We start from the raw sequence: 17994 nt of genomic DNA, 5'->3' as shown, positions 1-17994 counted from the left end.
AAAGGGCTCTGAGAAATTCAGCTTTGCGGCCCTGGGGGACCTGCTGTGCGCCCATGCAGTGGAAACAGCAGATCCCCCCCCCGCCGCAAAGCAGGTTTTCCTGGCTTCCGCACAAGACGCGGCGGCGCGAGGGATGACAGTTTAAAAGGCTTCCTGCCCCTCGAAAGGTCGCTCTTGCACCCTATACCGCGTGATACGCCTGACGCCGAATCACCGCCCCTGCAAGCGCCTCTTCCACCAGGCTTCCCATTTCGGTCGTCGAGACCTGCTGCTCAGTTGGCGCACGATGAATGTCTGACGTGCGATATCCCTGTTCCAGAACGGAACGAATCGCCAGTTCGACCTCCTCTGCCTCGCGGTGCATAGCAAAGGTATGACGCAGCATCATCGCGACCGACGCAATTGCGCCAAGCGGATTCGCAATGTTCTTTCCAGCAATGTCGGGAGCGGAACCATGTACTGGCTCATACAGATTCACCGCCCCGCCAACACTGGCCGAGGGGAGCATCCCAAGCGAGCCCGTAATGGCGGCGGCTTCGTCTGAAAGAATGTCGCCGAACAAATTTTCTGTAAGCACTACATCAAATCGCCGCGGATTCGAGACCAGATGCATTGCAAATGCATCGACATACACGTGTTCAAGTGAGACTTCCGGATACGCCTCCGCAACGCGAGTGACCACGCTCCGCCAAAGCTGGGACGTTTCCAATACGTTGGCCTTATCCACCGATGTCAATTTGAAGCAGCGTTGCTTTGCCAGCTCGAAAGAAACACGTGCGACACGTTCGATCTCCGCCTCGCTGTAGCGCATGGTATTCCATGCCGAGCGCGCACCAGATGCATCACAACCGCGCGGCTCACCAAAATAGAGGCCGCCGAGAAGTTCGCGGACAAACAGTACGTTCGCTCCGGCAACAATCGTTGGGCGAAGAGGAGAGCACTCGGTCAAAGCGTTATACGCAATGGCCGGACGTAGATTGGCAAAGCCGCCAAGCCCGATGCGCAACTGCAGCAATCCTGCCTCGGGACGACGGTCCTGTGGAAGCTTGTCCCACTTCGAACCGCCTACAGCGCCGAGTAGCACGGCGTCGCTGTCGAGACATTCATCGAGTGTCGTTTTGGGAAGTGGAAAGCCGGTTGCGTCGATCGCGGCACCGCCAATCGGATACTCCTGGGTCTGGAGTTCAAAGCCGCCGATATCTGCCAACGTACGCAGCAGCTTGACGGCTACCTGCATAACTTCAGGACCGATTCCATCTCCCGGCAAAACTGCGACTTTCAATCTCATTCGTCCCGTGTTCCTCTCTTACACTGCCTGAGCTGCCTGACCTGCGGATACATTGGCGCGCATAGATCTACGATCCGCGGGCAGCAACGCAAGTAGATCCTGGTCATAAACGCTCTTCTTGCGGTCTGCCAGCTCGATGAAGCGAAGGTATGTTTCCTGCAATTCGGCCGAGCTGAGCTCATATCCCAATTCGGAATAACGTGCTTTGAGCGCGTGCCGTCCCGAGTGTTTGCCAAGAACCAGCTTGGTTCCCGGAGCGCCGACTGATTCCGGCGTCATGATTTCGTAGCAGAGTGGGTTGGAAAGAACACCGTGCTGATGAATGCCGGCCGCGTGCGCAAAGGCATTCTCTCCCACAATGGGCTTGTTAGGCTGCGGTCCGAAGCTGATCGTCCGCGCAAGCTGCTGGCTGGCTGCATAGAGCAGCCTGGTATTGATCGCGGTCTCATACGGCATACGATCGGAGCGAACGCGCATTGCCATCACGACTTCTTCCAGCGCCGCGTTGCCTGCGCGCTCGCCAATGCCGTTGATTGTGCACTCCACCTGCCGCGCGCCGCCGTCGATTCCCGCAATGGTATTCGCGACCGCCAGCCCTAGATCGTCATGGCAGTGCACGGAGAGTACGGCTTTATCCATGCTGCTGACCTTGGTTCGGAGACTCGCGATCAGCGCTCCGTACTCTGCAGGCAGCGTGTAGCCGACCGTATCGGGAATGTTGATGGTCGTCGCTCCGCATTCAATCGCCGTTTCGATGACTTCGCATAGAAAGTCGAATTCCGAACGTGTCGCGTCCTCGGGCGAGAACTCGACCTCATCCACCAGAGTCCTGGCCAAAGACACGCCCTCGCGCGCCTGCTTCACGCATTCTTCACGCGAGATCTTCAGCTTGTACTCGAGATGGATGTCGGAGGTAGCAAGGAACAGATGGATGCGGCTGCGCTCGGAATCCTGTAGAGCTTCGCCCGCACGCTCCACGTCTTCTTTCTTGCAACGGGCTAGCGCGGCGATCGTGGGTCGACGAATCTCGCGCGCGATCAGTTGCACGGCGGAAAAGTCGCCATCGGAGGCGATTGGGAATCCGGCTTCGAGGATGTCCACACCGAGAGCATCGAGTGTCTGTGCCATCCGCAACTTCTCGGGGATGTTCATGCTGCATCCAGGGGATTGCTCGCCGTCGCGCAACGTCGTGTCGAAGATCGTGATTCGTTCCATAGGCCTTCCTCAGGTCGGGTTTCGTACAGCCAACCCACTGTTCTACGACTCGGATAATTATAATCCAAGCTTATAATTTTTATGGAATCATAATGCTGAATGGTAGTATTTGAGAAGCTTATGGGAATATAAGCATTCGGCAATCAGCGGTCAGCAATCAGCAACACCGACAAATGGTCTTGCCGATCGCTTTAAACGTACCCGCGCCGAAACTGTAGGGAATCAGAAATGGGCAACATACAGACAATCGCCAATGCTGAGTGCTGACTGCTGAATGCTGACTGCCGCACCCCATGGACCTCTTCCAACTCCAAACCTTCATTGCCGTCGTTCAGGAAGGCAGCTTTTCGCGCGCCGCGCACAAGCTGAACCGCAGCCAGCCGGCGATCAGCCAGACCATTCGTAAGCTCGAAGAGGAATTGGGTGAGGCGCTGCTCGATCGCTCGTCGCGCGACGGCACGCTTACGGATGCCGGACAAGTCGTATTCGAGTACGCGCAGAAACTCGTCAATTTGCGCTTGGAGGCTCAGGGAGCACTCACCGAACTCCGAGAGCTGAATCGAGGCCGCCTTAGTATCGCGGCGAACGAGTTCACGTGCCTATATCTCCTCCCGGTTCTGGATGAATTTCGGCGGTTATATCCAACCATCAAGATCGCTGTCCAGCGTTCGCTCGCGAGCCGGATTCCCGACGAATTGCTCAACCACAACGCTGAGCTTGGTGTGGTCTCATTCAGGCCCAATTCGCCGGATTTGCAATCGATCTCGGTCTATTCCGACCAGCTTACGTTCATTGTTCACCGCAAGCATCCGCTCGCAGGTCAGGAGCGAGTAAAGATCCAGCAGCTAGGAGCCGAAGTCTTCATCGCCCACAACGTACAGTCTCCATATCGGCTCAAGGTCATCGACGCGTTCCGCAAATCGAAGACGCCGCTCAACATGAATGTCGAGCTGCCGACGATTGAATCGATCAAGAAATTTGTGGCGATGGGAAATGGAGTCGCGCTTCTGCCGCGCATTTCTGTTGAGGAAGATCTTGGAACGAAGCTTGTCAACGTTCCCGTTCCGGAACTGCAGTTCGAGCGCAAGCTGCGTATCGTCTATCGCAAGCGCTCGCAGCTTTCGCATGCCGCGAAGGCCTTCCTGCGAGTGGCGCAGTCATTCGCGCACTCGCGTGAGGACTACATGTACGCGGTGGAGCGCTAGTCAATCTGATACAGTTCTTCAAACCAAAGGAGAGCACTCATGTCATTAATCAACGGAGATAAGGCTCGCGATAACCGACGCCGCAAGAAACTCGTGAAGATGCGCGAGAAGCGCGAGGCGCTAAAGGCAAAATTGGCTGGCACCCAGAAAAAGAAATAAGGATTTCGGCGAGGCAGCTATTCCCATGCGAGAGATTGATGAGGCAGAAGCTGCAACGAGGTTCTCGGCGATTCTGGATGACGTTTGCCAAGGCGAGGAGATACTGATTACTCGCAATAGCAAATCAATCGCGCGGCTGGTGCCCACTATTCGAAAGGCGCAGACGAGTAATGCTGAGGAAGCGATGGTACGCATTCGAAAGCGAGCCGAGGCACTGAAACTCGGCCCGTTTGACTGGGAGAAGTGGAAATCGGAGCGCGACGTCGGCCGTAGATGATCAAGCCCGCAACGCGTGCAGCGGCACTTGAATATCCTCAAGTTTCACCGGCGCCACCTTTGGTAGCGATCCCCGATACATGGCGACTTCATCGCACGCGTGGAGTCGCGGGCACTTCAGACAATCCTTGTAGATCTTGTCGGGCAGTACTTCTCTGCTCGCATAGTCAAATCCGAACTTAGCGAAGAATTCCGGAATACGTGTGAACAGGCACACGCACCGGATCTTGTGGTGCTCGGCTTCCTCGAGCAGAGCCTCGATCAGCACGCGGCCGGCGCCTTTCCCTTTGTGCTCGGGCGAGACTGCGATCGAGCGGATCTCAGTGAGGTGGCGGCCATAGAAGTGCAGCGCGCCACAGGCGATGATCTCGCCGTCTTCTTCGACGACAGTGAAATCGCGCACGTTTTCCGAAAGCTCGGCAAGGGTGCGCGGCAGCAGCGTGCCGTCAGGTGAGTAATTCGCGATGAGTTTATGGATCTGCTCAACATCCGGCAGGATCGCTCTACGCGTGAGCATGGAGTGCCTCCTGAAGCGCGCGAACGCGCTCATCGAGATGAACTAGCGCCGCGCGCACGCGCGCGGGGTTAGTGCCGCCCTGAACATCATGACAACCCAGGACGGCATCGAGAGTGGCGGCGGAATAGAAATCCTGATCAAACGCTGGACTGAACTGCTTGAGCTCGTCGAGCGTCACATCAGATAATTCGCAGCCACGATCCAGGCAAAAGCTGACTGCTTTGCCAATAACCTCATGAGCAGACCGAAATGGAACTCCTTTTGATGACAGATACGTTGCCGCAGCCATAGCGTTCATGAATCCGCACTCGGCTGCTGCGCCCATGCGCGTAAAATCAAACTCGCAGTCGCGCATAACGCCGATTGCCGTTTTCACGCACTGCAATGAAGTATCAGCGGCATCGAAGACCGGTTCCTGCGTTTCCTGCAGATCTTTGTTGTAGGCGAGCGGCAGGCCTTTAACAGTCATAAGCAGCGTTGTCGCAGCTCCTGCCAGCCGTCCGGCTTTACCACGGACCAGCTCCAGCGCATCAGGATTCATCTTCTGCGGCATGGCGCTGCTGCCGGTCGAGTACGTTTCGGGCAAGCGCACGAATCCGAACTCGCGAGTGGAGAAAAGGATCGTCTCCTCCGCCCAGCGGCTCAGATGAATTCCCAAAATGGAAGCAGCCTGCGCGAACTCGATGGCGAAATCACGATCGCTGGTCGCGTCGATGCTGTTGAAAGTGGGAGCCGTGAAGCCGAGTTCCGCAGCCATGCCTTCGCGGTCGAGCGTAAGCGTCGCTCCCGCGACTGCACCGGAACCGAGCGGACAGAAGTTCAAGCGCGCGCGGCAGTCACCGAGGCGCGAGTGATCGCGCAACAGCATTTCGGCGTACGTCAGCAGCCAATGAGCGACTAGTACCGGCTCAGCCGCTTGCAAGTGCGTGTGCGCCGGCATCGCGGCATTGCCTGCTGCTGTCGCCTTCTCGGCAATCGCTTCGACAAACTCAACCAGCTTGCTCTGAAGCTCGTCGATGGCGTCACGCACAAACAGGCGCAGGTCGGTCGCGATCTGCTCGTTTCGGCTGCGGCCAGTGTGCAGCTTGAGTCCAACTTCACCGGCAAGCTCGACCAGACGACGCTCGAGAAAGTGATGAACATCCTCAGCCTCGCTGTCCTGTACGAATTGCGGATCGCTCACCGCCGCGTGCTTGATGTGGTCCAGCGCCTCCAGCAGCGATTTCAGCTCCGCGGCGGAGAGCACACCTGCGCGCGCGAGCGCACGTGCGTGCGCGCTGCTGGCGGCGATCTCCTGCGGGAGAAGTCGTTTGTCGAACGGAAACGACCGCTGCCACTGCTCGAAGTCCGGATTCAACGGCCGGCGGAACCGGCCTGACCACATCTTCACGCCGAGACCGCCTCTTCTTCTGGAGTCTGCTTGCGCAGGATCGCACGCGAGCGCGCCGGCAGGCCAAGGATACGGATGAATCCGGCCGCGTCCTTCTGGTCGTAGCTCTCGCCCATCGTGAACGATGACAGATCGGTGCGATAGAGCGAGTACTCCGATTTGCGGCTCGTGACCGAGACATTGCCTTTGTAGAGGCTTAGCCCGACCGTGCCAGTGACGTCCTTCTGTGTGCTGGTCACGAAGGCATCTAGCGATTCGCGCAAAGGCGTGAACCAGAGGCCGAAGTAAACCAGCTCGGCGTACTTGAGCGCGAGGTGCTGCTTGAAGTGCATGAGATCGCGATCAAGGCAGAGCGCTTCGAGCTCGCGATGAGCAGTCAGCAACAGCGTGCCGCCAGGCGTTTCATAGCAGCCGCGCGATTTGATACCAACAAAACGGTTTTCGACGAGATCGACGCGGCCAACACCGTGCTTGGCTCCGATGTCGTTCAATTTTTCCAGCAGCGCGACCGGTGACAGGCTCTTGCCGTTTACCGAAACGGGAACGCCCTGAGCGAAGCCGATCTCAACCTGCTCGGCCTCGTTCGGCGCTTCTTGCGGAGAGTTGGTCCACTGCCACGTTGTCTCGAGCGGCGCATTGGTCGGATCTTCCAGCTCTCCGCCTTCGTGGCTGATGTGCAGCAGGTTGCGGTCGCGGCTGTGGATCTTCTCGCGGCTCGCAGCCACAGGAATACCGCGGCTCTCGGCATACGCGAGGCAGTCTTCACGCGACTTCAGATCCCATTCGCGCCACGGAGCGATGACCTTGAGCTGCGGAGCGAGAGCCTGATACGCGTGCTCGAAGCGTACCTGATCGTTTCCCTTCCCGGTACAGCCATGAGCGACTGCGGTGGCATTCTCCTGCAGTGCAACTTCTACCTGATGCTTCGCGATCACAGGACGCGCAAGCGAAGTTCCGAGCAGATACTTGTGCTCGTACACCGCTCCAGCAGCGATCGCTGGGAAGACGTAATCGGTGAGGAACTCCTCGCGCATGTCACGCACCACGACCCTCGATGCGCCGGTCTTCTTCGCTTTGGCGACAACGGCGTCGAGGTCCTCGCCCTGGCCGACGCCAGCGACCATGGCGATTACGTCGTAGGAGTAGTTCTCCTTGAGCCAGGGAATGATGATGGAGGTGTCGAGGCCCCCTGAATATGCGAGTACTACTTTCTCAGGCATGAATTCTCCTTGGATTCTTCAACCCGGCGTTGAAACGATGGATGCTGCCGCCGAGCAGCATCAGCAAGATTGCTTTCTGAACGTGAAGGCGATTCTCAGCTTGATCGAAGACCACCGAGCGCGCTGAATCGATTACGTCGTTAGTAACTTCATCGCCGCGATGCGCAGGCAAACAGTGCATGAAGAGCGCATGCGGCGCGGCAGAGGCGAATAGCTTGTCGTTCACCTGATATCCGCCGAAGATCTGCTTGCGCTGTGCGGCTTCGCTCTCCTGTCCCATGCTGGCCCAAACGTCGGTGTAGACCGCATCCGCTCCAGCGACTGTCTTCGTGATATCGGTAAGGACTTGGATTGTCGCGCCGGTGGTTGCGGCAATCGCCTTCGCTTGCTTGACGATTTCCGGATTTGGGCCGTAGCCTTCCGGCGTTGCTACACGAATCGTGCTGCCGAGACAAGCAGCCGTAAGCAGCAGAGAATGCGCAACGTTGTTTCCGTCGCCCACGTAAGCAAGCCTCACGTTGTGTAGATCGCCGAATTTCTCCTGCAGCGTGAGGTAGTCGGCCAGCGCCTGGCACGGATGCTCCAGTTCGCTGAGGGCGTTGATAACCGGAATGCTGGCGTGCTCGGCCATGCTGGTGACAGTTGCGTGCGCAAAAGTACGCAGAACGATGCCATCAACCCAGCGTTCGAGATTGTGCGCGATGTCACTCAAACTCTCGCGCGCATCGATGCGCGAGGCTGTCTGATCGACAAAGAAAGCGTGTCCGCCGAGGCTGGTGATTCCAGCCTCGAAGGTGAGCCGAGTGCGCAGCGAGGGTTTCTCGAAGAACATCACGACCTGCTTGCCGGCGAGCGCGCCACGGAAATCTTCCGGACGCGCCTTGACCAGCGCGGCGAGATCAAGTACGGCGGCTACGCCGCTCGGACCGAGATCGTTGATGGAGATGAGGTCCTCACACCAGGTCTGCATAACCGGCAGCGGACCGGTGGAAACGGACTGCATAGGTCGAGTGCTCAACGTGCGCTCCCTTGCGCAACCAGCTCCGGCTCCGGCGCGTGCTGCGCGTGTGATTTCTTCTGCGACTTCTTCTGCGTCTTCCCAAGCTGCTTCAGGGTCGCATCCAGCGCATCGACAACCTGATCGATGTGCTTCTTGCCAATCGTGTACGGCGGCAGAAAACGCAGCGAAGTGTCATGCGTACGATTGATGATGATGCCCCGCTCCAGCATGGTAGAGACCGTTGCCTTGGCGAGCTCTGCGTCGTCGAGTTCCGCCGCAACCATCAATCCAAGTCCCCGCACAACGCGGAGTGAGCTGTGCTTCTTTTTCAACTTCTCAAGCTGCTTGACGAAGTACTTGCCCAGTTCGCGATTCGACTTAACCAGCTTCCGCTTTTCAATCTCGTCGAGCACGGTGCACGCCACAGCACACGCCAGCGGACCTCCACCGAAGGTGCTTCCATGCATTCCCGGTTTGAGACAGCTCGCGGCCTCGTTCGTGGTGAGAACCGCACCAAGTGCGAGTCCGCCTGCGATTGGCTTTGCGACCGTAAGCACATCAGGCTTGATTCCGTAATGCTGAAATGCAAACCACTCGCCCGTGCGCCCGATCCCACTCTGAATTTCATCGATGATCAGCAGCGCGCCGCTGCCTGCAGTAAGAGCGCGCGCGGTTTCGAGAAAATCGCGCGTAACCGGCTGAATTCCACCTTCACCCTGTACTACTTCCAGCGCGACGGCGCAGACGCTCTCGTTGAACTTCTGCTTGAGGTCTTCGACATCGTTAAACTTCACGAACTCCACGCCAGGAACAACGGGCGCGAAGGCATCGCGATACTTCGATTGCCCTGTAGTGGACATCGCGCCGTACGTGCGGCCATGGAACGAGTTCTCCATCGCCAGCACTCGCCACTTCGGTTCCGATCCGGAACTCGCGGTTTTCTTCGCGTATGCCCGCGCGATCTTGAGCGCTGCTTCAAACGCTTCTGTGCCGCTGTTCGAGAGAAAGACGCAATCGAGTCCAGAAATGCGAGTGAGCCTCTCCGCGATCTCTGCTGTGAACTCGTGGTAATAGAGATTGGACGTGTGAATCAGCTTCGCCGACTGTTTCGCGATCGTCTTCAGCACCGCACGATCGCCATAGCCGAGCGCATTCACGCCGATACCACTCACGAAGTCCAGATATTTCTTGCCGTCGGAGTCGTAGAGATGTACACCTTTGCCACGTTCGAGCAGCAGCGGTTGACGGTCGTAGGTCGGCAGCAGCAGCCGTGCCTCTTTCTCTTTCACCTTCGCCAGCTTCATGCCACCATCACCTCAGTACCGCAATCGATCTTGCAGGTATAGAAATCGGGAAGAAGATTTGCTTCGCTCGCCGGCAGGATGCGCACGCGTCCAACGCCACGGCGCAAGGCCTCCTGGCAGGCTTCCAATTTGGGAAGCATGCCGCCGTTAACCACCGAGGTCTTGACGAGATCCTGAATCTGTTTCATCTGCAGCCAGCGAATGACGGAGCCATCGGCACTCTTCACCCCGGCAACGTCGGTCAGGAAGATGAGCGCATGCGCTTTGCAAGCCACCGCGCAGGCAGCGGCCGTTTGATCAGCGTTCACGTTGTAATACTGACCATCAGTGCCGAGCGCAACACTCGAGATCACCGGAATGCCGCCAGCAGTCCAGATGGCTTCGATCCAGCGCGAGTCTGCCGAGCAGATCTCGCCCACGTACCCGAGATCGCAGCCATTGGTCTTCTTCTTGCGCGCGCGGAAGCTCATGCCGTCGGCGCCGCACATGCCGATCGCAGGCTTTCCCAAAGCGGCAATCTCTGCGACCAGAGCTTTGTTTACCTTGCCTGCCAGTACCATCAACGCAACATCGCGCGTTTCCGAATCGGTCACACGCAGGCCATTGATGAAATTGCTTTCTTTGCCGAGTTGATGCAGTGTGCGCGTGAGCTCCGTGCCGCCGCCATGAACGACAGCAACCTGGTGGTGATTGCCATCGGCGAGATCGACGATGGCCCGCGCGCATTTCTTCACCAGTTCGCGGTTGTCGAGCGCAGCGCCTCCGATTTTTACGACGACTCTCAATTCAGGCCCTCCCGCTCTTCAAATCCGCACATCACGTTCAGGTTCTGCACTGCTTGTCCGGCAGCGCCTTTCATCAAGTTGTCGAGGCACGAGACGATCACAGCGCGCTTGCCGTCGGCGCTCAAGTTGAAGCCTACGTCGCAGAAATTCGTGTACAGCGAGTAGCGAATCTGCGGCAGCTTCGTGCCGAAGAGTCGCACCCATGGGCGGTTCGCGTAGAACTTCCTGTAGATCGACTCGACTTCGGCAGGCGTTATCGGCTGCTCGAAACGGACGTAGATCGTCGAAAGAATTCCCCGCGGAATCGGCAGCAGATGCGGCGTGAACGTCAGCTCGTCATCTTGCAAGTCGAGCTGTTCGAGAATTTCTCCCAGATGCCGATGCGTGAAGACGCCATACGCCGAGAGATTGTCGGCGACTTCCACGAAGTGAGTCGTCGCCGTGGGATGCTTGCCCGCACCGGAAACGCCGGACTTCGAGTCACAAATTATGCCAGCCTTGCGATCGATCACCTTTGCTGCGACGAGGGGCGCTAGTGGAACGATGATCGACGTTGCGTAACAACCAGGATTTGCGACGAGCTTCGATCCCGAAATCTGTTTCGACCGCAGCTCGGGAAGCCCATAAACGGCGGCATCGCTTACCTGACTAGCAACCGCGGGATTCGCGTCGTGAAAGTCGTAAACAGTCCGGTGCTGTTCCTGCTTCAGTCGCCACGCGCCGCTCAGATCGATTACGCGAATTCCCCGCTTCAGAGCTTCCGGAGCCCACTCGCGCGAGGTCTCGTGTGGAGTAGCGAGGAACAACACATCCACACCGCTGTCACTCAGCTTCTGCCAATCGAAGGGATACACGCGGAGCTGTCCGTTGCCGAGAACGTGCGGGTAGTAGTCCGTCAGATCGGAGGAAGAACCCGATTCTCGCGTGAAGAGTAGAGGCTTAGCGAGTCGAGGATGTTTGCCGAGCAGGCGCGCGAGTTCAAATCCGGCATAACCGGTCGCGCCAACGACCGCGGTTTGGAGTTGCTGTCCCATTAAGCAAGCATCTCCCGTATGCGGCCGGCGACGCGCTCGGCGTCGCGGCTGTTCTCGCAAATAATGAGGATGGTGTCGTCGCCGGCGATCGTCCCCAGCATCTCTTCCCAGCCTTCGGCGTCGAGGGCCGCAGCCACGGGCTGCGCGCTGCCAACGCTCGTCTTGATCACAAGCTGGTTCTGCGCTTCGCGCACGCTGAGCACGAACTCCCGCACCAGCCGCTCGGCCGCGGGCAGCGCCGCTTCGGCGTTGACGTCTGCGCGAGCGTAGCCGTTTGCAGTCTTCACAATTCCAAGCTCACGTATGTCGCGGGAGAGCGTCGCCTGAGTGACCTTTTGCCCGTGACGCACTAATCCGCGCCGGAGATCCTCCTGGCTCGCTACGTTCCCGTTTTCAATAAGCTGCAATATCAATTGCTGCCTCGTAAGCTTGGACATGATGCATGAATATGCATCTATATGTATAAATATACAACCCGCCTGTGTCAAATAGTTTTTGCGGCAACAGTGGAAAAGTGAGTACGCCCAAGTCTCAGGTTCGGCAGGGCTTAGCGTCACAGTCCGAGGGGACGATCGTGTCCTCAGGGCATCAGCAATCTGAAGGCATCGGGAACGATGGATAGGCGAACGGGCAAACGCCAAAGGCATTCGCCGTCTGCCTCGCAGTAGATCCGGTGATCTTCTCTGCCCGGCAGAGGACGACACGTGATCTCGGTCGCATCGATCAGCTCCACTCCTGGGATACGCACTCGTAAGCCGAACAGAGCTGCCATGAGATAGAGCGGATAGGAGAGCCGAACGCTCCCACGAAAGACGACCACGCGCAGATCGCTGCGAGTCAGGTCCGCTCCGCGCGCGAACTTCTTGAGCGGGCCGCCAAAATTGTGGATGCGGACTGCCATGATTTGAGCGGATTCAACCGCTTCGTTCGTGCCTGCAGCATCGGTGATGGTTACTGAAAAAGGAGCGTGGCGGTAGCGGATATATTCCCAAAAAGCGTTAGCAGCATAAGCAGCAACTCCGAAGCGGGCTTTTGTGTTACCCGAAAGCGTGTATACGAGCAGAGCGTCTGGACCAACTCCTGCCATGACGGTGAAATAACGCTGCAGCTTCGGAGTCTCCTGTCGGAAGTGCTCGATCACTCCGGCCGCGATGGTACGCGGCTTATACGTGAGCTGTCGCTGGATTGCGAGCACGGGATCGCGCGGGATTTTCAAGTCCGCTGCCAACGCGTTCGCAGTTCCGAGAGGAACTACGCCGAGCGCTGCCCGGTGCTCACCCACCATCCCCTGCAGCACGTCATGAACGGTGCCGTCGCCGCCGCAAGCAAAAATCGTGTCATAGCCGTGAGCGATGGCTTCTTGCGCCTGAGCTCCTGCGGCGGAAGGCCCGCGCGATTGAATACTTTCCGCGTCCACTCCGGCACGGCGAAGTTCCTGAACCGCTGCTTCGACCTGGTGCGCGCGGCGATGCCGGCGAAATCCGGAGAACGGGTTGTAAATGAGGAGCGCTTTGCGCATTCCAGGCTTTCGTTCTAGAAGGTCAGTATTTCCGAAAAATACAGAGCGGTCGAGAGTTAGTTTCTCGGATCACTCGCCAGAAAAAACACAAGATGTTTCGACTTCGGTTTCCCGCGCCCGACCCACGAGCGCAAACCACGCGCTCGCGGGTCCCCGGAAACGCGCGGGAGCCTCCTCCGCTCAACATGACAATGCGTGGACGGAGTGGGCGATTCGTAACTGATGATTGAGGAATGTAGCGTGACAGAGCGCGTGAAGAACTGCGTGGTAGCATCGAATTTGCTACGTCTTTTTTGAGGAGAAGTTTCATGGAAGGAATGCCTGCAGTGATTGGTTCACGCCGCAACGAAGACATTGCGCTCGACATGATGAAGTTCATCGCTTCCAGCACTCAGTATGGCCGCACATCTGGCACACCTGGGTTTACCGGAGCAAACGCGGCCAAGCCTGAGGATCATGCGGCACAATTGCTTGAACTCTACGCAAAGTGTCTGAATGCGGTGCAGGGAGGCAAGCGGTAAGACTGCAGCTCTCAGCCCTAAAGCAGCGCGGAAGACTTCGCCTGCTTTGCCGGCATGAAGATTCCAAAAATGCGGCGGCGATATTTGCGCATCGCCCAAAACGTGGCTGCCGCAACCAACCATGATGCTCCGGCTCCGGCGATTATCCACGCCGACGTGCCGGGGAGCAGCAACCAGACAAACACCGCGAAGATCATCAGAGCCAAACTCCCCATAGCTGCACCGCGAGCATCGAGAGCTGCTGCATCGCATCCGCGATTTCCTGGATCCACGCCTTTCTCTTCCTTCTCCATGCGCTCGTGGCGCTCGAGCATTGTGGCGCTCGCGGGAAAGATCGCAGGGAAAGCCAGAAACAATCCACCAAATGCTGGACCATATTTCTTCGCAAGCAGCCCGGCAATCACGGTGATGGCTCCGCCGAAGATGAAGCGGATCGCGTGCTCCCACCACGAGGTCGTCTTCAGTGCGCCAACATGAAATTTGATTCCGAATCTGTTCACGTCAGGAATCCCCACCAGAGCGCAAGCGCAACTCCCAGCCAGACAGCTAGCGCCGAGCTTGTGGCAGCGAGCGTACGCATGCGCGTGCGCTTCAGCAGAAACAGCACGACGACGCAGTAAATAAGCAGAGCAGCAGCTCCGGCTATCATGGACCGGGCTTCCATCGCGGCGTACGGCTTTCCATTTTTGGAAATCGTGAGCGCCAGAGTCGCAAGCGCGACCGAAGGAGCAGCTCCGAATAATCCGGCAAAGCTCTTCGGCTTCAGCATCGACCCGATCAGGGCGAATGCCGAAACGAATAGGCCGCCAACGATGAATCGAATAATGAGCTGCGTCACTGCGTACTCCTGCGCATTGCAAGCGTCACCATCGGTAAGATGCCGCCATTTTGGGCCGTGTACCGGGGGTTGCATCTCACGTCTTCCGCGTGACCACATAGCGCTGACGCCTCGCATCAGACACATCAGGAGGAGTACATGGCAAAGACGGCGGCAGCGATTCTGATTGATCGGCTGATCGAGTGGGGTGTGGACACAATCTTCGGAATTCCCGGCGATGGAATCAACGGCATCATGGAAGCGCTGCGCCAGCGCCAGGAGCATATCCGCTTCATCCAGACCAGGCACGAAGAATCGGCGGCGTTCATGGCGTGCGGCTATTCGAAATTCACCGGCAGAATAGGCGTGTGTCTCGCCACGTCGGGCCCGGGCGGAATTCACCTGCTGAATGGTTTGTACGACGCCAAGCTGGATTCGCAGCCGGTGCTTGCCATCACCGGATTGGCGTATCACGACCTGATCAACACACACACGCAGCAGGATGTCGAACTCGACAAGCTCTTCATGGACGTGACGGTTTACAACAACCGCATCATGGGGCCATCGCATGTAGTCGGCACAGTTGATCTCGCCGTGCGCACGGCGCTCGCCTACCGCGGCGTGTCACATATAACCATTCCCAGCGACATCCAGGACATCTCGCACGAAGAGCGCTCGAAGCGCAACATCAAGCATCACTCGATGGACATCTACTCGCGCAGCGCGCGTCTGCCGATGGAAGCCGATCTGAGAGCGGCCGCGCAGATTCTCAATAAGGGCAAACGCGTGGCCATCATGGCCGGCCAGGGTGCGCTGCATGCAACCGACGAACTCGAAGAAGCTGCTGAGCTGCTCGCGGCACCCATAATCAAGCCGCTGCTTGGAAAAGCGTGCGTTCCTGATGACAGTCCCTACACGACCGGCGGCATCGGCCTGCTTGGCACCAAACCCTCGCAGGAAGCGCTGGAGAACTGCGACACGCTGCTCATCGTGGGCACGTCATTTCCATACATCGAGTTCTATCCCAAACCGGGAGAGGTGAAGGCGATTCAAATCGACCTCGATCCTAAGCGCATTGGCTTGCGCTATCCAGTGGAAGTTGGAATGGTCGGCGACAGCGCGAATTCACTCGCGGAACTCAATAAGCTGCTCAAACGCAAGTCTGACCGCAGCTTCCTCCAGAAAGCCCAAAAAGGGATGAAAGAATGGAACAAGCTGATGCAGGAGCGCGCCACGATCAAGGACAAGCCGATGCGCCCGCAGGTGATCGCGCACGAACTCGGCAAGCGCCTGCCTTCGAATGCGATTGTTACCTCCGACAGCGGAACGATTACCACCTGGTGGGCGCGTCACATTCCCGCAAAGCGCGGCCAGATGCATTCCTGTTCTGGGAACTTGGCGACGATGGCTTGCGGATTGCCTTATGCAATTGCCGCAGCGGCCGCACATCCAGATCGTCCGGTCTTCGCCTTCGTCGGCGATGGCGGATTCTCGATGCTAATGGCAGATTTTGTGACTGCCGTGAAATACGAGCTTCCCATTCGCGTTGTTGTCATCAAGAACAATGTGCTGGGGCAGATCAAATGGGAGCAGATGGTCTTTCTCGGCAATCCTGAATTTGGTGTCAGTCTCCACCCGATTGATTTCTCTGCGTACGCGCGTGCCTGCGGCGGCGTCGGCTTCTTCGTTGACGATCCCAAAAATTGCGGCGACGCCGTCGAGCAATGGCTGAACACTCCCGGGCCCGCTCTGTTAGAAGCGCAAGTTGATCCGCTGACCGCGCCCATGCCCGGCAAGATCAAAGCTAGCCAGGCACTGCATTTTGCCGAATCGCTGGTTCGCGGCGAGCCTGACGCAGTAAAAATCGCGCAGGAAGCGTTTAAGGATCGCGCCAGACAGTTGGTTTAGTTTTACATCCCGAGCGTAGCGAGGGAACCCTATCGCGCCGACGCCGCGTGCTAAAGCATCGCGGCGCACGGAGGGGTGGCCCAGCGGTTTTCGTTTGAGTGGGGTATTTTCGGGCGGGTGGCCCTCAGGGCCACCAGGCGAGGCCGCCCCGCCTTACCGGTTAGTTCACACCGACCTTCGCCGGCCAGTCCAGGCTGGCGACGTTGCCGTAAACAAGTCCGTTGCGCCCGGTACCATCGCGATGGCTGTAAGGGCGCTGGCAATATTTTCCAGTGGGAGAACAAAGTCGGCGCAGCCAGTCGAAATCGCGGCGTTCGCCATGCCGCGGTGCGATGCGCCATCAGGATCTTGAACGATTACCCTGCCTCCATTCGCTTTTACCTTTACGACGCCGACCGCTCCATCATTCAGCGAGCCGCTCAAAACCACGACGATCAGCCTGCTGCCGTAGTCGGCCGCTAACGACTCGAAAAGCAAATTGAATGATGGCCTGAAGTTGTCGGTTGGCCGGGATTCTCGAACGGATGTTCGCCGATTGATCACCGTGAGCTGTCGGTCTGGCGGCGCGACATATGCCATCCCGCCGGCGAGCAGCATGTCATCACACGCCTGCATCACCGGCAACGAGCAGGCCGACTGGAGGATTTGAACCAGTATGTCCCGCGGTGAATTCCGCGTCATTCTGTGCTGACACACTAAAACCGGAATTGAAAAATGCGGGGGTAATGCACGGAGAATCGTCCGGAAAGACTGTAGTGCGCCGGCTGAACCCACCAGGGCGATCAGGCCAATATCGCTCTGGCGCGCGGCCCACGGGTGTTCCGGATGGTCAATGAGATGGTTTTCCATGGCGCAATTTGGCGCACCGTGGACGCTCGCTCCAATGTACGGTACCGTACATCTCATACTGTACACCGGGGTTTTTCCCCCGGCAAGGAATGCCCCATGAAGCGGCCGAAGCGCCAAAGTGCTAACCATTTGCTTGGCAGCCTTCCCGAGCGAACTCAGAAGCAGCTCTTGTCCAAGATGGATCGCGTCGAATTGGTTCCTCGCAAGGTCCTCTACGATCCCAACCAGGCCATTGCTCACGTCTACTTCCCGGAAGAGGGCGTCATTTCGCTGGTGAGCACCATGAAGGAAGGAGCAGCGTTAGAGATCGCCACAGTAGGCAAAGAAGGTATGGTCGGCGTGCCGGTTCTTTTGGGCGCTGATTCCAGTCCGCTGCAGGCTTTTGCGCAAGTGCCAGGCCATGCATTGAAAATGAGCGCTCCTGATTTCAGGCACGAGCTCGCCAACGGAACCGGTTTACGGCGGCTGCTTGAACGCTATACACAGGCATTGTTCACGCAGCTTTCGCAATCCGTGGCGTGTAATCGTTTCCATTCGATTGAACAGCGCTGTGCCCGATGGCTCCTCATGACTGCCGACCGCGTCAAAGACGGCCGCTTCAAGTTGACGCAGGAATTTCTAGCTCAGATGCTTGGCGTCCGCCGCCCTGGCGTCAATGAGATTCTGCAGAGGTTCCAGCAGCGCGGCATGGTCGCATACAAGCAAGGCCAGATCGAGATTACCAACCGGCGCAAGCTGGAGCGCGTTTCATGCGAGTGCTATTTCATCGTCAGGCAAGAATACGAACGCCTCACCGGTTCGAGTTGAGTTCAAGCGGGCCTGCCCAACCTCTCACCACACTCTCACCCTGCCCCAACCCCCGAACACGTTTTCCACGGCTCACACTTGACAATTCAATTCTCTCTCTGCTTTCATCTCGCCCCACGACCCATCGGTCGGGAGCGGATGCGCCGAATCGAGGTGCAACTATGCGCCGCCGCTCCCGCG

General features: G+C 58.0%; 19 protein-coding genes. 5 read left to right on the top strand and 14 right to left on the bottom strand.

The genetic code is table 11. The features are described from left to right. Positions 1 to 181: 181 nt before the first annotated feature. On the bottom strand, positions 182 to 1288 hold the full coding sequence (gene leuB, locus VFU50_00525) for a 3-isopropylmalate dehydrogenase (protein ID HEU5231312.1): 1107 nt from the start codon (positions 1286 to 1288) through the stop codon (positions 182 to 184). An 18-nt stretch (positions 1289 to 1306) separates the two neighbouring features. Then, complete coding sequence (locus tag VFU50_00520) at positions 1307 to 2503, bottom strand: 2-isopropylmalate synthase (protein ID HEU5231311.1); 1197 nt, start codon at positions 2501 to 2503, stop codon at positions 1307 to 1309. A gap of 293 nt (positions 2504 to 2796) precedes the next feature. On the opposite strand from VFU50_00520, the gene VFU50_00515 reads away from it, so the two are divergent. Further along, positions 2797 to 3708: a LysR substrate-binding domain-containing protein gene (locus VFU50_00515; GenBank protein HEU5231310.1), complete on the top strand. Its 912-nt coding sequence runs from the start codon at positions 2797 to 2799 to the stop codon at positions 3706 to 3708. Between the two features lie 184 nt (positions 3709 to 3892). Then, positions 3893 to 4144: a type II toxin-antitoxin system Phd/YefM family antitoxin gene (locus tag VFU50_00510; protein ID HEU5231309.1), complete on the top strand. Its 252-nt coding sequence runs from the start codon at positions 3893 to 3895 to the stop codon at positions 4142 to 4144. Here the strand turns inward: VFU50_00510 and VFU50_00505 are convergent, their stop codons facing one another. From VFU50_00505 to VFU50_00465, 9 genes are all read right to left on the bottom strand, one after another. Next, complete coding sequence (locus tag VFU50_00505; GenBank protein HEU5231308.1) at positions 4145 to 4660, bottom strand: N-acetyltransferase; 516 nt, start codon at positions 4658 to 4660, stop codon at positions 4145 to 4147. Then, positions 4647 to 6044, bottom strand: a complete 1398-nt coding sequence (argH, locus tag VFU50_00500; GenBank protein ID HEU5231307.1) for an argininosuccinate lyase — start codon at positions 6042 to 6044, stop codon at positions 4647 to 4649. The genes VFU50_00505 and argH overlap by 14 nt, the downstream gene beginning before the upstream one ends. 2 nt (positions 6045 to 6046) lie before the next feature. Further along, the gene (locus VFU50_00495) at positions 6047 to 7270 is read right to left on the bottom strand and encodes an argininosuccinate synthase (GenBank protein HEU5231306.1); all 1224 of its coding nucleotides are present in this window, start codon (positions 7268 to 7270) and stop codon (positions 6047 to 6049) included. Next, on the bottom strand, positions 7263 to 8288 hold the full coding sequence (gene argF / locus VFU50_00490) for an ornithine carbamoyltransferase (protein ID HEU5231305.1): 1026 nt from the start codon (positions 8286 to 8288) through the stop codon (positions 7263 to 7265). Before argF ends, VFU50_00495 begins: the two co-directional genes overlap by 8 nt. Then, a complete protein-coding gene (locus tag VFU50_00485) occupies positions 8285 to 9574 on the bottom strand; it encodes an aspartate aminotransferase family protein (protein ID HEU5231304.1) in 1290 nt (429 codons plus the stop codon). Before VFU50_00485 ends, argF begins: the two co-directional genes overlap by 4 nt. Beyond that, on the bottom strand, positions 9571 to 10359 hold the full coding sequence (argB, locus tag VFU50_00480; GenBank protein ID HEU5231303.1) for an acetylglutamate kinase: 789 nt from the start codon (positions 10357 to 10359) through the stop codon (positions 9571 to 9573). The genes VFU50_00485 and argB overlap by 4 nt, the downstream gene beginning before the upstream one ends. Further along, positions 10356 to 11393, bottom strand: a complete 1038-nt coding sequence (argC, locus tag VFU50_00475; protein HEU5231302.1) for an N-acetyl-gamma-glutamyl-phosphate reductase — start codon at positions 11391 to 11393, stop codon at positions 10356 to 10358. The genes argB and argC overlap by 4 nt, the downstream gene beginning before the upstream one ends. After that, positions 11393 to 11830, bottom strand: a complete 438-nt coding sequence (gene argR, locus VFU50_00470; GenBank protein HEU5231301.1) for an arginine repressor — start codon at positions 11828 to 11830, stop codon at positions 11393 to 11395. Before argR ends, argC begins: the two co-directional genes overlap by 1 nt. Positions 11831 to 11973: 143 nt before the next feature. Continuing rightward, the gene (locus VFU50_00465; protein HEU5231300.1) at positions 11974 to 12912 is read right to left on the bottom strand and encodes a diacylglycerol kinase family protein; all 939 of its coding nucleotides are present in this window, start codon (positions 12910 to 12912) and stop codon (positions 11974 to 11976) included. Positions 12913 to 13220: 308 nt separating this feature from the next. On the opposite strand from VFU50_00465, the gene VFU50_00460 reads away from it, so the two are divergent. Then, entirely contained in the window at positions 13221 to 13433 is a 213-nt protein-coding gene (locus tag VFU50_00460) for a hypothetical protein (protein ID HEU5231299.1), read from the top strand. Between the two features lie 17 nt (positions 13434 to 13450). Here the strand turns inward: VFU50_00460 and VFU50_00455 are convergent, their stop codons facing one another. Continuing rightward, a complete protein-coding gene (locus VFU50_00455; GenBank protein HEU5231298.1) occupies positions 13451 to 13933 on the bottom strand; it encodes a DUF3147 family protein in 483 nt (160 codons plus the stop codon). Continuing rightward, the gene (locus VFU50_00450) at positions 13930 to 14346 is read right to left on the bottom strand and encodes a DUF3147 family protein (protein ID HEU5231297.1); all 417 of its coding nucleotides are present in this window, start codon (positions 14344 to 14346) and stop codon (positions 13930 to 13932) included. Before VFU50_00450 ends, VFU50_00455 begins: the two co-directional genes overlap by 4 nt. A 63-nt stretch (positions 14347 to 14409) precedes the next feature. On the opposite strand from VFU50_00450, the gene VFU50_00445 reads away from it, so the two are divergent. After that, entirely contained in the window at positions 14410 to 16158 is a 1749-nt protein-coding gene (locus VFU50_00445) for a thiamine pyrophosphate-dependent enzyme (protein ID HEU5231296.1), read from the top strand. Positions 16159 to 16323: 165 nt separating this feature from the next. Here the strand turns inward: VFU50_00445 and VFU50_00440 are convergent, their stop codons facing one another. Further along, positions 16324 to 17007: a chemotaxis protein CheB gene (locus VFU50_00440; protein ID HEU5231295.1), complete on the bottom strand. Its 684-nt coding sequence runs from the start codon at positions 17005 to 17007 to the stop codon at positions 16324 to 16326. A gap of 96 nt (positions 17008 to 17103) precedes the next feature. Between VFU50_00440 and VFU50_00435 the strand changes: the two genes are divergently transcribed. After that, positions 17104 to 17814 carry a Crp/Fnr family transcriptional regulator gene (locus VFU50_00435; GenBank protein ID HEU5231294.1) on the top strand — a complete coding sequence of 237 codons (711 nt, stop codon included), beginning with the start codon at positions 17104 to 17106 and terminating at the stop codon, positions 17812 to 17814. The last annotated feature ends 180 nt before the right edge of the window (positions 17815 to 17994 follow it).

It is taken from the genome of Terriglobales bacterium (assembly GCA_035764005.1).
Taxonomy (GTDB): Bacteria; Acidobacteriota; Terriglobia; order Terriglobales; family Acidobacteriaceae; genus Gp1-AA112.
Note: the sequence above shows the minus strand (reverse complement) of the source record. Positions and strands in the feature narration are given on the sequence as shown.